Source organism: Candidatus Nebulibacter yamunensis, assembly GCF_024208055.1.
GTDB classification, from domain to species: domain Bacteria; phylum Pseudomonadota; class Gammaproteobacteria; order Francisellales; family Francisellaceae; genus Caedibacter; species Caedibacter lacustris.
Window position 1 is genome coordinate 29,072 of sequence record NZ_JAMBMW010000010.1, and the last position, 13,247, is coordinate 42,318.

14 protein-coding genes are annotated in these 13,247 nt (G+C 37.3%); 8 read left to right on the forward strand and 6 right to left on the reverse strand.

From position 1 onward, the window contains the following. Positions 1-12 precede the first annotated feature (12 nt). From M1V25_RS05730 to M1V25_RS05750, 5 genes are all read left to right on the forward strand, one after another. On the forward strand, positions 13-2,511 hold the full coding sequence (locus M1V25_RS05730) for a DNA translocase FtsK (RefSeq protein ID WP_498842691.1): 2,499 nt from the start codon (positions 13-15) through the stop codon (positions 2,509-2,511). A gap of 2 nt (positions 2,512-2,513) precedes the next feature. Continuing rightward, entirely contained in the window at positions 2,514-3,176 is a 663-nt protein-coding gene (lolA, locus tag M1V25_RS05735; RefSeq protein ID WP_498842692.1) for an outer membrane lipoprotein periplasmic chaperone LolA, read from the forward strand. Between the two features lie 156 nt (positions 3,177-3,332). Continuing rightward, positions 3,333-4,529 carry a cation:proton antiporter gene (locus M1V25_RS05740; RefSeq protein WP_116964289.1) on the forward strand — a complete coding sequence of 399 codons (1,197 nt, stop codon included), beginning with the start codon at positions 3,333-3,335 and terminating at the stop codon, positions 4,527-4,529. Between the two features lie 10 nt (positions 4,530-4,539). Beyond that, positions 4,540-5,706: a M20 metallopeptidase family protein gene (locus tag M1V25_RS05745; RefSeq protein WP_498842693.1), complete on the forward strand. Its 1,167-nt coding sequence runs from the start codon at positions 4,540-4,542 to the stop codon at positions 5,704-5,706. A gap of 159 nt (positions 5,707-5,865) precedes the next feature. Further along, a complete protein-coding gene (locus M1V25_RS05750) occupies positions 5,866-8,322 on the forward strand; it encodes a conjugal transfer protein TraG N-terminal domain-containing protein (protein WP_498842694.1) in 2,457 nt (818 codons plus the stop codon). A gap of 13 nt (positions 8,323-8,335) precedes the next feature. Here the strand turns inward: M1V25_RS05750 and M1V25_RS05755 are convergent, their stop codons facing one another. The 3 genes from M1V25_RS05755 to M1V25_RS05765 form a co-directional block, all read right to left on the reverse strand. Next, entirely contained in the window at positions 8,336-8,731 is a 396-nt protein-coding gene (locus M1V25_RS05755; RefSeq protein ID WP_498842695.1) for a hypothetical protein, read from the reverse strand. A gap of 68 nt (positions 8,732-8,799) precedes the next feature. After that, on the reverse strand, positions 8,800-9,087 hold the full coding sequence (locus M1V25_RS05760; RefSeq protein WP_498842696.1) for a type II toxin-antitoxin system RelE/ParE family toxin: 288 nt from the start codon (positions 9,085-9,087) through the stop codon (positions 8,800-8,802). Next, the gene (locus tag M1V25_RS05765; protein ID WP_116964559.1) at positions 9,080-9,373 is read right to left on the reverse strand and encodes a type II toxin-antitoxin system RelB/DinJ family antitoxin; all 294 of its coding nucleotides are present in this window, start codon (positions 9,371-9,373) and stop codon (positions 9,080-9,082) included. The genes M1V25_RS05760 and M1V25_RS05765 overlap by 8 nt, the downstream gene beginning before the upstream one ends. 100 nt (positions 9,374-9,473) lie before the next feature. Between M1V25_RS05765 and traT the strand changes: the two genes are divergently transcribed. Beyond that, positions 9,474-9,800 carry a complement resistance protein TraT gene (traT, locus tag M1V25_RS05770; RefSeq protein ID WP_498842697.1) on the forward strand — a complete coding sequence of 109 codons (327 nt, stop codon included), beginning with the start codon at positions 9,474-9,476 and terminating at the stop codon, positions 9,798-9,800. A gap of 28 nt (positions 9,801-9,828) precedes the next feature. On the opposite strand, the gene M1V25_RS05775 is transcribed toward traT, so the two are convergent. Together M1V25_RS05775 and M1V25_RS05780 are read right to left on the reverse strand one after the other, a co-directional pair. After that, on the reverse strand, positions 9,829-10,410 hold the full coding sequence (locus M1V25_RS05775; protein WP_116964557.1) for a disulfide bond formation protein B: 582 nt from the start codon (positions 10,408-10,410) through the stop codon (positions 9,829-9,831). Between the two features lie 10 nt (positions 10,411-10,420). Further along, on the reverse strand, positions 10,421-10,579 hold the full coding sequence (locus tag M1V25_RS05780) for a DUF5993 family protein (RefSeq protein WP_239986779.1): 159 nt from the start codon (positions 10,577-10,579) through the stop codon (positions 10,421-10,423). 137 nt (positions 10,580-10,716) lie between these two features. On the opposite strand from M1V25_RS05780, the gene M1V25_RS05785 reads away from it, so the two are divergent. Further along, positions 10,717-11,739, forward strand: a complete 1,023-nt coding sequence (locus tag M1V25_RS05785) for a tryptophan--tRNA ligase (protein WP_116964556.1) — start codon at positions 10,717-10,719, stop codon at positions 11,737-11,739. Beyond that, on the forward strand, positions 11,739-12,461 hold the full coding sequence (locus M1V25_RS05790; protein WP_116964555.1) for a hypothetical protein: 723 nt from the start codon (positions 11,739-11,741) through the stop codon (positions 12,459-12,461). Before M1V25_RS05785 ends, M1V25_RS05790 begins: the two co-directional genes overlap by 1 nt. Positions 12,462-12,487: 26 nt before the next feature. On the opposite strand, the gene M1V25_RS05795 is transcribed toward M1V25_RS05790, so the two are convergent. Beyond that, positions 12,488-13,240, reverse strand: coding sequence for a cell division protein ZipA C-terminal FtsZ-binding domain-containing protein (locus tag M1V25_RS05795; protein WP_116964554.1), 753 nt, complete (start codon positions 13,238-13,240; stop codon positions 12,488-12,490). Positions 13,241-13,247: the final 7 nt, after the last annotated feature.

Sequence of the window (13,247 nt, forward strand, 5' to 3'; positions counted from 1 at the left end):
CGAGGAAAAATAGTGGTGCTTAAGCGTAGTAAAAAAGCTAATACTCCAAAAATAGATAAAAAGGCAACTAAACAAGCTGCTAACCAGGCAAAGCCTAAAAAAGAAATTAATCAATTATTAGTCGATCGTTTACGTATTGCATGGTTGATACTAATGGGGGCTATTGCCTTGTTTTTACTATTATCACTCTTTTCATACAACAGTAGCGATCCAGGCTGGACAATCGTTCAATCACAACTTCATATTTACAACTATGCTGGTATTGTTGGTGCCTACACCGCCAATGTTATTTTAGCTATTTGTGGTGTATTTGGCTTTCTGATCCCATTTATTCTGGTATATGGTGTATGGCAGCTATTTTTGGAACGCAAAAATTTTTCTGAAAGTAGTACACTTTTGATGCTTGCTCGCTTTGTTGGCATCATTTTACTAATTGGTTCTGGTAGTGGTATCGCCGAAATTACATTATCTGTTTTTACCGTTTATATGCCTGAAGGCTCAGGAGGTATTCTAGGTCAAGAAGTTGCAAAATATACGGTTTTATATCTTAGCACCACAGGTGGTGTATTTGCATTAATTGCTGCATTTGCACTTGGCTTAACTTTATTCTCGGGTGGTTTTTGGCTAAGGTCTATTGCGGCACTTATTCGCTTTTTAGCATTACAGATTAAAAATTTTTTCACCTCTACACCCGAAGAAAAAGCACAAAAAGCAAAAGAACGTGCTCAAAGAAAAATAGAAAAAGAAGTCTTAAGAGCTCAAAAGCAGGAACAAAAACAACTGCAAAAAGAGCAAAAGGAAGCTGACAAACAGCAAAAACTTGATATCGATGATAATATCAACATTTTAGCATTCAACGACCCTAATCTGATCCAAGATGACCCTAAGATAGCGTTACCATACACACTACATGATAATCAATTCACCCTTGTTTCAAATTTGGACGATAATTTTTATGAGGAAGAAGAGCTACCTATTACCACCCCATCTATTACTAAACCCTCCAAATCTAAAAAAATAAAACATAAAACTGATAAAATCACAGGTCTCCCTTCTTTAGACCTTTTGGATGATCCCAAAAACCAAAAGGAGCAGATATCAAAAGAATTTTTACAAAAAATGGCAACCCTTGTTGAAGAAAAACTTGCCGACTTTGGTATTCAAGTCAAGGTTATTGCTAGCTATCCAGGTCCTGTAATTACGCGCTTTGAAATTGAACTTGCTCCTGGTGTTAAGGTGAGTAAGTTAAGCGGACTTGCTCAGGACTTGGCACGCTCACTTTCGGCGGCACGTGTGCGTGTGGTTGAAGTTATTCCAGGCAAACCTTATGTTGGTATTGAATTACCAAACCAAAAACGTGAAATCGTGCGCTTAAAAGAAGTGTTATCACATAAAAAATTCATCGACTCTAGCTCACCCCTTACGATGGGGCTTGGAGTGGATATTGCTGGGATTCCCGAAACCGTTAACCTTGCTAAAATGCCACATTTGCTTGTCGCTGGTACCACTGGATCAGGTAAATCAGTGGGTGTTAATGCGATGATTATTAGCATGTTATATAAATCTGCACCCGATGATCTGCGCTTTATTATGATCGATCCTAAGATGCTTGAGCTTTCTATTTACGAAGGCATTCCACATTTATTAACTCCTGTGGTAACTGATATGAACGAAGCAGCTAATGCACTTCGTTGGTGTGTGAAAGAAATGGATCGCCGTTATGAACTCATGGCAGCAGCAGGAGTTAGAAATATCGCAGGATTAAATGAGAAAATTCAAGAAGCTGAAAAATCAGGCGAATCAATAAAAGATCCACTATGGTTAAAACTTCGCCCAGATCCAAAAGAAGATGCACCAATACTTGAGAAACTACCTTACATTGTCGTGATTGCTGATGAGTTTGCCGATATGATGATGGTTGTTGGTAAAAAGGTTGAAGAGCTTATTGCGCGCTTAGCACAAAAAGCACGTGCCGCAGGAATTCACTTGATCCTTGCAACTCAACGTCCATCCGTCGACGTAGTCACAGGCTTAATCAAAGCAAACATCCCTACGCGAATTGCCTTTCAGGTCTCTTCAAAAATTGACTCTCGCACGATCTTAGATCAACAAGGTGCTGAGCAATTATTAGGTCATGGTGATATGCTTTATCTTCCACCTGGGTCTGGAGTGCCAACACGTGTTCATGGTGCTTTTGTTGATGATGACGAAGTACATCGCGTAGTAGCTGCTTGGAAAGAAATGGGTGAACCTGAATATATTGATGATATAACCGCAAGTGACGAAGAGGTTGAAGGTGGTGAAGTTGAAGGTGATAGTAATGATCCACTCTACGATGAGGCCGTTAAGATTGTGCTTGAGACACAACGCGCGTCGATCTCAAACATCCAACGACGCTTACGTATCGGTTATAACCGCTCCGCACGACTGATTGAAGAAATGGAAGTTGCGGGTATTGTGAGTGAAATGCAGTCTAATGGCATGCGTGAAGTTTTAATCAAAAGGTCATAACAATGAGGCAAAAATTTGAAAATATTCTCAAAGACACGCTCTTTATCATATTTAGCATTTTTGCTATTGATTTATGCTTTGCTAACAATAATACCGTCTCGCAGCCATCTGAGATAAATTATTCTGAACAAAGCCTTTTTGATAAACTTGCCAAGCTTAAGAACATGCACGCAAGCTTCAATCAAACTCTACTTAACCCACAACAAAAGCTTAAACAACAAAGCCAAGGTGAACTTTGGGTCAGTAAACCTAGCTTCTTTAAATGGCAGGTGCTAAGCCCACAAAAACAAATGCTATTGTCCAACGGTAAACAACTTTGGAATTACGACGAAGAACTTGAACAAATCACTATTAACGAAGTTCCTAAAAGCATCTCTCAAGCACCTTATCTTCTACTTTTAACAGGTGATAGCAAAACACTTAATCAGCTTTTTACTATTGAACGACTTAACGATAAAACCTATCGCTTAACGCCAAAAGTCAAAGATCAATCCTTAATAAAATACATCAATATGACTTTTAAAGGCAATATTCCTACACATATGGTTATTGAAACAGAAACTGGGCAATCTACCAACATTGAACTCTTAAATATATCAACTCAACTTATTCCTCAAAGTGTCTTTGAGTTCACACCTCCTCAAGGAGTTGATGTATTGGGATAACTTTATACTTTTATGTAAAATTAAGTGGTAAGTATAAAACCTATGTGTAATATATTCTTCACATAGAACAATCCTCAGAAAAAAGAACAAGGCTAAATGGTAAAAACGACATAAGCGAAAAACTTATATAAGTCAAGTTTCTTCTAAGGGAAATAAATGCACATATTAGAGAATATAAAACATATTGCTGAGTTACCTTTAAACACCCCTGTTAGTATATTTACTTTTGTATTACTCCTGATTATTGCAACTAAAATCATCTGCCATTACCTTCGTATTCCGAGCATTGTTGGTCTAATTGTTGCTGGTGTCATAGCAGGTCCCCATGCACTCAATATTCTTGATCAAAATTTGGCTGTAACTATTTTTGCAACAACTGGGCTTTTGTACATTATGTTTATGGCTGGTCTAGAATTAGAGATGAAGGAATTTAAGTTACACAAAAACAAAAGTTTGTTGTTTGGGACACTTACTTTCCTTATCCCGTTTTGTATTGGTTTTATAGTATTCCATTATGGCTTTGATTACAGCATAAGTGCTAGCATTCTAATTTCGATCATGTTCTCAACGCATACGCTTGTTGCTTATCCAATGGTGAGTATCAAAGGCTATGCTACGCGCCCAGCAGTGGCTATTGCCGTTGGTGGAACAATTATAACAGATACCTTAGTATTACTTATTTTAGCAATTATCACAGGCATACACCATGATAAAAATGATATTGCGATGTTTATTACCCTTATCTTTAGTTTTATTGTTTTTAGTTTTATTGCCTTTATCATCATTCCTTATATCGCTAAAAGGTTTTTCTATGCTTTTGCACGCAAAACAAGTCTCCACTACACTTTTGTACTATTAACCGTTTTTGTCCTTGCCGTTTTTGCCGAAATCATTGGCGTTGATGCCATTATTGGTGCATTTTTTGCAGGACTCGCCTTAAATCGTTTTGTAACCAAAAAGCAGAAATTAAAAACTGAGATTCATTTTATTGGTAATACACTTTTTATCCCTGTTTTCCTGATCAGCGTTGGTATGATTGTTAACTTGCACGTTCTCACAGACATCCATAATGTTGCTACCATAGCAATTACTTTGATTACTGTTGCATTGGTATCAAAATGGTTAGCAGCCAAACTTACTCAATGGTGCTTACGCTTGAGCACCATTGATGGCAAACTTATCTTTGGTTTAAGTAGTGCGCATGCAGCTGCAACGTTAGCCATCATTTTAGTGGGATATAAAACCGAAATTCTAGATAATGCCATTTTAAACAGTACAATTCTGTTGATTTTAGTTAGTTGCTTGGTCTCGTCAACCGTTACTGCAAGAACATTAAACCAATTTACGAAATAAGGATAACTTCATGTTAGCAGACTCTATTATAGATCAAATCGATACTAACTATCTGCAACAGGTACGCGAACATATTCATATGTATCCTGAGCTTGGTTTTGACGTGTATAATACAGCTACCTTTATTGCTTCTAAGCTTGAAAAATTAGGCTTAAGCGTGAAACGCAATATCGGTAAAACAGGATTAATTGCTGATTTAATCATCAATCCAAACTATAAAATGATCGCCTTACGCGCAGATATGGATGCTTTACCCATTCATGAGCAAAACAGCTGTAAGTATAGATCCACCATTGATGGCAAAGCCCATATGTGTGGACATGACGCACATTGTGCAATCGTTTTAACTACAGCACATACTCTAGTAAGAATAAAAAATCAGCTTAAAGTAAACATACGCTTTCTATTTCAACCTTCTGAGGAAGTGCTCCCAGGTGGAGCCTCGATCATGATTCAAGATGGCGCTCTTGATGGGGTATCTGAAATATATGGCATTCATGTATTGCCTACAATTGATGAAGGGAAGATCCAAATCTGCCAACCTGTTGCGCTATCGGGGGTTGATCTGTTTGATATCCACTTTTTAGGTAAAGGTGGACATGCTAGTACACCTTTTACCACTAATGATCCTATCATCATGGCAACACAATTTGTCAACCAAGTGCAAAGCATTGTCTCGCGTAACTTATCCAGCTTTGATCCGGCGGTTGTATCAGTCACTGCTCTAAACGCTGGTAGTGTTTATAATGTCATTACAGATAAAGCAGAACTTAAAGGCTGCATTCGTTATCTAAGCCAAGATGCTCGCGAAATTGTAAGAAAGCGACTCTATGAAATTGCTAATGGGATTGCCGTAACTTACGCTGGTAAAGTGGAAATACGCTATCATAATGGTTACCCTGAAACGCGTAATAATGGCACCTGCGCACAAAAATCATTTCAAGCTGCACAATCGGCACTTGGAAAAGGCAACGTTCTTGTTTCCAATATTCCTTGGATGGCATCTGAAGATTTCTCTTATTTTGCCCATAAGATCCCCGCTTGCTACGTATTTTTAGGCGTACGTAATGAGTCTCAAGGCTATACTTCTATGGTACATGAGCCAACTTTTGATCTAAGTCTCAACGCAATGGTTTATGGTGTAGTCTATTATTTAGCTTTGTGTTTGGGGCAATAGTTTCTATATATCATTAACATCCACGCTCGCACTCTTTGCCTTGATCTTTGGACTATGCCACACTACTTGCCTGAGCTTGCCCATGAGGAGCGGCATAGACAGACAGTTTTTACTGCATGATTTTCTGGTGGATAGGTTGCTACGTGGCCTGATATTAAGTTGAGAAAAAAATACACTTTAGAAGATTTAAGTCAACAGTCAGATATATTGGCTTTTTTAAAACAACAAGAAAGCTCTAGGCGTAGTAATGGTGGTTTTGCACGTGTTCACATTCCAAATGCAAATTTAGGTGAAACAGGAGCAGAAGATTACCCGCGTTGTGGTACTGCGTTTGATTGGCTAGAAAGTCAATTTAAAAAAGAATCTCTGCTAAGTTTTGTTAATATACATAAGTTTAATGCAAACGCAATGACAGATACCGTTATTAAGATGCAGCAGAGTGTTCAAGATGTCTATAGTCACTTTTTTAACATGTCGGCAAGCTCACAAAATATCATGATGCAGAACTTGGCAATCAATGCCATGCGTGATGGTTGGGATAATGTCAAGATAAGTCGTAATCCTGCTGCGGCATCATTAAATTATGCAAAAACACAAAGTGAAATGTCTCGTACAGCTTCGTGGATTTCAGTTGGTGTTATGGCACAAGAGTATGTGCCTATGTTGCATACTATTTTAATGTTGATTGTTTGTTGTGCTTTTATCCCTGTGGTGTATATGTGCTTCTTTCCAGGGTTTTTCTTCAAACTCATTGGTAAATATATTGGTAGCTTCATTTGGTTAGGCACATGGCCTTTGTTTTTTGTTTTCATTAATTTCATTATGACAACAATCATGGCTGTACATTTAGGGGTGCAAGAAGGTGGCTTAGGTGGATTAACCTTATCGACCATTGATGGCGCAAGTGCATTGGCATGGCGATATACGGCATTGACTGGCTGGATGCTGATGTTTGTGCCATATTTATCAAGGATGCTGATTATGGGTGCAGGCGCTACGATGATGGGTGTTGCGACAAGTATGACTTCACAGTTGTCTACTGATGCTGAAAAAGGTGCAAGAGGATTAAGTGAGGGCAGTTTTGATTTAGCTAATACGACGGTTGCGCAACATCAAATGAATAATGTAACAGGTCATCAAACGATGCTACAACCGACAACGACTTATGGCGGTGAGCGTGAATCGTTAATGGCAGGAGGATCAAGAATGCAAACTGCTAACGGCATAACTTACAATAATGCTGGTGTTGTTGATCAACAGCCTTTTGATTTTAGAAGTGGGCAAACGGTGTCTACTGGGTTGTCGCAAACACAAGCAATGTATGAGAAGCTCGGTCAATCTGATGCCAAAGCATTTAATGAATCCTATCAAGCCGGTATTTCGGATATTAGCCAGCAAAATGTATCAAAAGCCTTAAAAGATCATATTGGTTCAACTAATAGTAGTGTATCAAGTGTACAGTTAGCTAAGGCGCTGTCGACAATGACGGATACTCATAATCGGTTTAGTCAGGATCAGATTAATAGTGCTATGGAAGGTTGGAGTAACGAACTGGGTGGGGAGGCTAAATTAGGTACTGGAGAGCTTTTTAAGTTTGCTTCTTTAAATGGTTACTTAAGGGCAGGATGGAACTCGAGTGGTTCAGATACCATTAATAATTCTGTCGGTTTAACTTTAGATCAAGCAAAAGCTTATCGTGAAGCACAAGACGTTGTCATGAGTGGAAGCAAAACTGATTTTGCCACGCTTGATAAAGTGATTGGCTTAGACAATGGTCAATCCCTACAAGCTAACTTTAACAAAGCAAAGGCTTATAGTGAATCCGCGCAACGCAACTTTGAGTTAGCAACACAAGCAGGTGAAGCGGCAAACTATGCTAAAAATAATGACTTTGGTTTTAGTCAAAATAAAATGCCTGATTTCAATAGCTATATTCACAATAATTATAAAGATCAGGCAACATCTTGGTTGGGTGATATAAGTAAGCAGAATGATCCACTGTTTAAGCAAGCACAAGCTGACTTTGTACAAGCCAATAGTGATGTTTACTTGGATTGGTACAAGGAAAATGCACAAAGCATTGATTCACGCGCTCAAACGCAAATTAATAACAGTGGTCAAAACTTTGATCACGGTAAAACTGTGGTTAATGCAGAACATGAAGCTAATAAACATCAAGTTAATAAAGAACACAGCATAAACCAAAGTAACTTTGAATATGATATTCATCAAAGGCGAGGTGAAAGAATGCAATCGACGATTAGCACCTATGAGCAATTAAATCAGGCAACCTTGGTAGAAATGCGCAGACTTGGTTTAACTGCTGATCAAGCGTCTGTGATTGATCAGTCTAAGAATCCATTTGATCTTGACCGACCAGATATATCGGTAATAGATGGTATTCATCAGCAAGTTCAGCAACAAAGTAGTGAATTAATAAGCAATCAGAATATTTTAGCAAGTGATATGCAGAAAAAAGTTGATGAAGGCGCGTCAATGTTCCCAAAAAGTGATAAAACTTTCGATATTAATAAATTACATAAAAAAGCCGCAGTAGAGCAGGGTGATCTGGGGAAAGAGGCGTGGGGCAATTTATTTGGTAAAGACAAAAACTAAGCGGTTATATCGTCTATAATTTAAAGTGTTTAGCCATTAATGCTTTAGCTGTTGGCAAACCAGCCTTTAAACTAAAATACCATGAAGTGCCTATCAAAAGGGCTACACTAATAAATGTACATATAAATGCTGGTCCTGGTCCCCTTCCAACTCCCCTTTCGAAAATGGAAGTTACAAAAAAAACAGCAATAGCGATAAACCCTATAATATAAGTGTGAAGTAAATACGTTGCATACTTCTTCTGCTCAGGGGTAATTTCTATTTTATCGTCTTCTGATTTCACCATTTTAACGGCAATGGGTTCTTGAGATGAACGTTTTTCTTCTTTCATGAAATCTAACATTTCCTTAGCCAATTCAGGGTGAGTTTCAGCGATTTTTAAAAGTCTTTCTTTTTGATTATCGTTCATAGCATTGTCCTTGTTTTTATTAACTTTTGCTCTTTGAGCAACCTAACATAAAAGCGTTTAAAACACAATCAAATCTTAATTTCAGACCATTGCTGTGCTGCGTGTAATATACGAAGTATTCTTACAGTATTGTCATTCTCTTGATAAACAATAATATAGTTTGCCCATGTAACCAGCTCTCTGGTTCCCTTTACTCGTCCAGATCGTCTCATTTTCAGAAAATCCAGCAATCTTATTACCTTTAACTCAATGTCGTCTTTCAAACGTTGTGCAGCATCTGGATTATCGTCTGAAATATAGTCCACTATTGCCAAGAGATCGGTACGTGCATGGGTTGACCATTTTACCTCAGACATGGCGGCGTTTTTTATCAATCAAAGTTTGAGCCTCATCCATAATTTCTTGATGAGAAATTACATGATTTGGATCAGTTAATGCCTCTTTAACTTTAGTACGAAACCAAGCGTCATACTCCTTCGGTTCCATTGTTAGCCCTGCTGGCATGCCTCCTTCTTTCGTAATGCGTGTGAGTAAAATACGCACCGCATCAGAAACGGTTAAACCAAGATTAGCGAGTTTTTTTGCTGCATCCGCTTTAAGTTCATTATCAACTCGAACGTGGAGCATCGAAGTATTAGCCATAGAAACATCTCAATTTAGCAGTGTCGTCTTATTATATATCTCAATTGAGATACTAGCAAGTTTTTGTATACATTTCTCAACCAACCAATAAGGAAAAAACATGAAAGAAAAAGGAAAAATCATAAAATTATCAATAACTGCATCAATGGCAGCATCATTGTTAGCGCTTTCAGGCTGTGCTGCGATTGGTACGGCAATTAAACATCGCAATCTTGAAGTAAACTCAAAAATGTCCGATACAATATTTCTTGATCCTGTACCTCAGAGTGAAAAGACTATCTACATTCAGGTGAGAAGTACGTTGAGTGAAGATGAAACAAATGCTTTGTTTTGGGTATTCATTAAAAACAAAGGAAATCATCAACAAAAGCAAACGGTGTTCATCGGCTACCCTAAGCATAAGCAGGTGAAGAGCATCAGAAATTGAAAGACCCATTACTTGGCTACAAGTCAAGTTATACTTTTGAGAGCAAAATATAGGATACAGGATTATCTGGACACTCGGACAAACCGCATTCAGTTAATGTTGAAATGATGTTGGCAGCAATGATCAATACAAAGATAATGAAAGCAATGTGGCTAAAAATGCGAATTTTTTTGCCTCTAGCTTCAGCAATTTCTTTTTTATCCTGTTCAATTTCATATTGCTGGGTGATGGTCATAATAAGTCCGATGTAAATAATAGCAACAATACAAAATATGAATACCCATGTATACATATGAATTCCTAAGATAGCAGAACCATAGCCATCAGGATCAGTGATGTGTAATGCAATTTGGCGCAATGCGACAAAAGAAGTCAGGACAGCCGATAATAAAGACAGGCTATAATGAGCAGGGCGTACATGATAACGGACATTTAAAAGAAAGCCAAAGGCAATTCCTAATAGTCCAAGGCGTTGCAATAAACAAAGTGGGCAAGGCAGTTCTCTAAAAATAAATTGAAACGCAAATGCAATAGCAATAATAAATGTAACTCCTAGTATTTCAATGGCGTTAAAGCATTTAACAACATTATTGATTTGTGAACGTTGCATGGTTTTCTCCTTAAAAATATAGTCCAAGGTTGTCGGTAGCGTGATGTAAGAATACAAACCCCATGAAAATTAGCGTCAGACAAAATAAAATTATGCTGAGTTTACGATAAAACCACGAGCTTATCACGCTGATAAGCAGTAAGATAAATGTAATTAGAATTCCTGGCATGTTTGATACTCCTTTATTGTGAATTCGCTGTTAGTATAGTCAAAAGCTATTGATCAAGTAGATAAGTATTTAAGATTTACGCTTATATATGCTTTCTGTTAAACTTATAGCTCTCTTAAAATTATAACTAATTCATCATGCAGCAAAATATAAAACAAGCAGATAGAAAAATTGTGCTTACTGGAATTACACCCTCTGGAACGCCACACATGGGCAACTATATTGGTGCAATTAAACCAGCACTTGAAATGGCAAAAAACCCAGACTTTAATGCCTACTTCTTTATTGCAGACTACCATTCTCTTATTAAACTTTGGGATAAAAAATTGCGTGAGCAATATATTTATCAAATTGCCGCAACATGGCTTGCATTAGGGCTTGATCCAGAGAAAGTTATGTTTTATCGCCAGTCTGATATTCCTGAGATTATGGAGCTTAATTGGATTTTGACTTCAGTGACGGCAAAAGGTCTGTTAAATCGTGCGCATGCTTACAAAGCAGCGGTAGATAGAAATATTGCAGATGGTGAAAAAGATAATGATGCAGGGATTACAATGGGGCTTTTTAATTATCCAATGTTGATGGCTGCTGATATTATCATGTTTAATGCTGATTTGGTTCCAGTTGGCAAAGATCAGATTCAGCATATTGAAATTGCGCGTGATATTGCTAATCGTTTTAATCATATCTATAAATGTAATTTACTTAAAGCACCTGAGGCAATGTTTGATGAATCAACGCAAACGATTCCAGGCTTAGATGGACGCAAGATGTCTAAAAGTTATAATAATACGATTCCGCTTTTTGCAACAACTAAACAGCTTAGAAAATTAGTGATGAAGGTCATTACCAATTCTCAATTACCAGAAGAACCGAAATCAACAGAAAATTGTACGATATTCTCACTATATCGCCATTTTGCAACTGAAGCTGAAATTGTCGTTTTAGCAAAACGTTATCATGAAGGCATTAGTTGGGGTGAAGCTAAACAGCTGTTATTTGAGAAAATGGATGAAGTGCTTACTCCTATGCGCGAAAAATATGAATATCTACTTGCAAATAAAAAAATTATTGATGAGCATCTTAAGTTGGGTGCACAAAAAGCAAGACTGCAAGCAAAAGCATTGTTGAATAAGCTTAAACAACAAAGCGGTCTTTAATGATGTATTGCATTATTGCGAACTTTGGTGATGATAGCATAGCCTTAATTCAAAAAATCTATGAGTTAAAGTTTAAGGACGTTGTAGTATTGTCAGTTGATACAGCTTGGCAGGCACAAAGTTGGCAAGCGCGCGTTGAAAAAGCAAGTGCTTGGATAACTTCTTTAGGGTTTAGTCATCATAAGCTTAAAGCAGAGCATGGCTTTAGTAAATTGGTTGAAACGCGTAGACAATTTCCGTCACAACAATTTCACTGGTGTGCTGGGTTTTTAAAAGGTATTACAATATTAAATTGGTTAGAAGAACACGATGAGACGTTAGATGCGATTATTTTATTGGCAAATCGTCGTAGCATGAGTAAAGTTCAAGCAGATTTACCAGATAGAGTCAAAGAATCTGATCGTTATGACAGTCGTCAAGTACAGTATTTATTGGCAAATGTGACTGAAGAACAGCGTGATCAGCTCATTGCAAAAACACCCTTTCAAACTCCACTTAAGCATCGTTCATTAGAATGTCAGCCATGTATTCATTTCACTAAACGGGATATTATGACATTAAGTGATATAGATACTGCAAGGGTTATCGATTTAGAAACTAGACTCAAGCAGACGATGTTTCAACAAAATTTTAGAAACTATCTTAAAAACCTTGAAAAAAACAATAATTACTACGATGAATTCGCCAAAACCTGTAGCTGGGATTATGGTTGTGGATTATAAATCATATTAAGCTAGGTATTTTACTTTTATTGTGAATCCTTTGTAACTTGATCAGTTACCTTTAAATTTTTTAAATGGCTTTTATATCCGCTTTCATCATGGCTGGTAAAACGGCGTTTGTGTTCATTTAGTAAGGTACCACCTAGACGTTGATTTATCTGATTAATGCTATTGCTAAAATACTCAAAGCACATAGGAACATCGTAGTATTGCGATAATTCTAATAAGTTTGAGGCACATAAAAGACAAGTGTAATCGGTTGTTTTATAGTTTGTTAGATCAAAACCATGGGTTTCTTCATCTGCCTCTATGAAAAACAGCACGTCTTTATCTTCAGTCAATAATTCAAAGCGTTTAAGTTCTGAGTTAAATATGAGTCCATTTTGGGTGAAAAGCCAAGCTAAGTCTTCGCCATTAAAAATATAACCTCGTGGTGCACTGATATAGTAAACAGCAATCCCTTTCTCAAGCTTAGGATAGGTTGTTTGTATTTGTTCAAAATCACTGATGATTAAGGGAGATTTAGGATCGACTTTGATGTCTTCTTCTAACTCAACCTTTGTAACGGCAGTACCTTGTTTGGGATTTTGATGAAGTTTGGTTGATTGTTTATGTTTTTCTTTAGTGGTTACTTTGGCAGTTTTTTCTTGTTCTTGTATAGCTGTAAGCTCAGCCATTTCACGTTTATATCTTTTACGCTTACTTCGTCTAAATGTGTCAATAAGTAACAGGATAACGATGATGATGCTAAGAAGGAGTATGAGTTGGACTTTGGTCATTTTATTT

What these genes read in the sequence shown, in the direction of transcription:
- lolA (WP_498842692.1), top strand. Translation starts at nt 2,514, where the DNA reads ATGAGGCAAAAATTTGAAAATATTCTCAAAGACACGCTCTTTATCATA.
- M1V25_RS05740 (WP_116964289.1), top strand. Translation starts at nt 3,333, where the DNA reads ATGCACATATTAGAGAATATAAAACATATTGCTGAGTTACCTTTAAAC.
- M1V25_RS05745 (WP_498842693.1), top strand. Translation starts at nt 4,540, where the DNA reads ATGTTAGCAGACTCTATTATAGATCAAATCGATACTAACTATCTGCAA.
- M1V25_RS05755 (WP_498842695.1), bottom strand. Translation starts at nt 8,731, where the DNA reads ATGAACGATAATCAAAAAGAAAGACTTTTAAAAATCGCTGAAACTCAC.
- M1V25_RS05760 (WP_498842696.1), bottom strand. Translation starts at nt 9,087, where the DNA reads ATGTCTGAGGTAAAATGGTCAACCCATGCACGTACCGATCTCTTGGCA.
- M1V25_RS05765 (WP_116964559.1), bottom strand. Translation starts at nt 9,373, where the DNA reads ATGGCTAATACTTCGATGCTCCACGTTCGAGTTGATAATGAACTTAAA.
- traT (WP_498842697.1), top strand. Translation starts at nt 9,474, where the DNA reads ATGAAAGAAAAAGGAAAAATCATAAAATTATCAATAACTGCATCAATG.
- M1V25_RS05775 (WP_116964557.1), bottom strand. Translation starts at nt 10,410, where the DNA reads ATGCAACGTTCACAAATCAATAATGTTGTTAAATGCTTTAACGCCATT.
- M1V25_RS05780 (WP_239986779.1), bottom strand. Translation starts at nt 10,579, where the DNA reads ATGCCAGGAATTCTAATTACATTTATCTTACTGCTTATCAGCGTGATA.
- M1V25_RS05785 (WP_116964556.1), top strand. Translation starts at nt 10,717, where the DNA reads ATGCAGCAAAATATAAAACAAGCAGATAGAAAAATTGTGCTTACTGGA.
- M1V25_RS05790 (WP_116964555.1), top strand. Translation starts at nt 11,739, where the DNA reads ATGATGTATTGCATTATTGCGAACTTTGGTGATGATAGCATAGCCTTA.
- M1V25_RS05795 (WP_116964554.1), bottom strand. Translation starts at nt 13,240, where the DNA reads ATGACCAAAGTCCAACTCATACTCCTTCTTAGCATCATCATCGTTATC.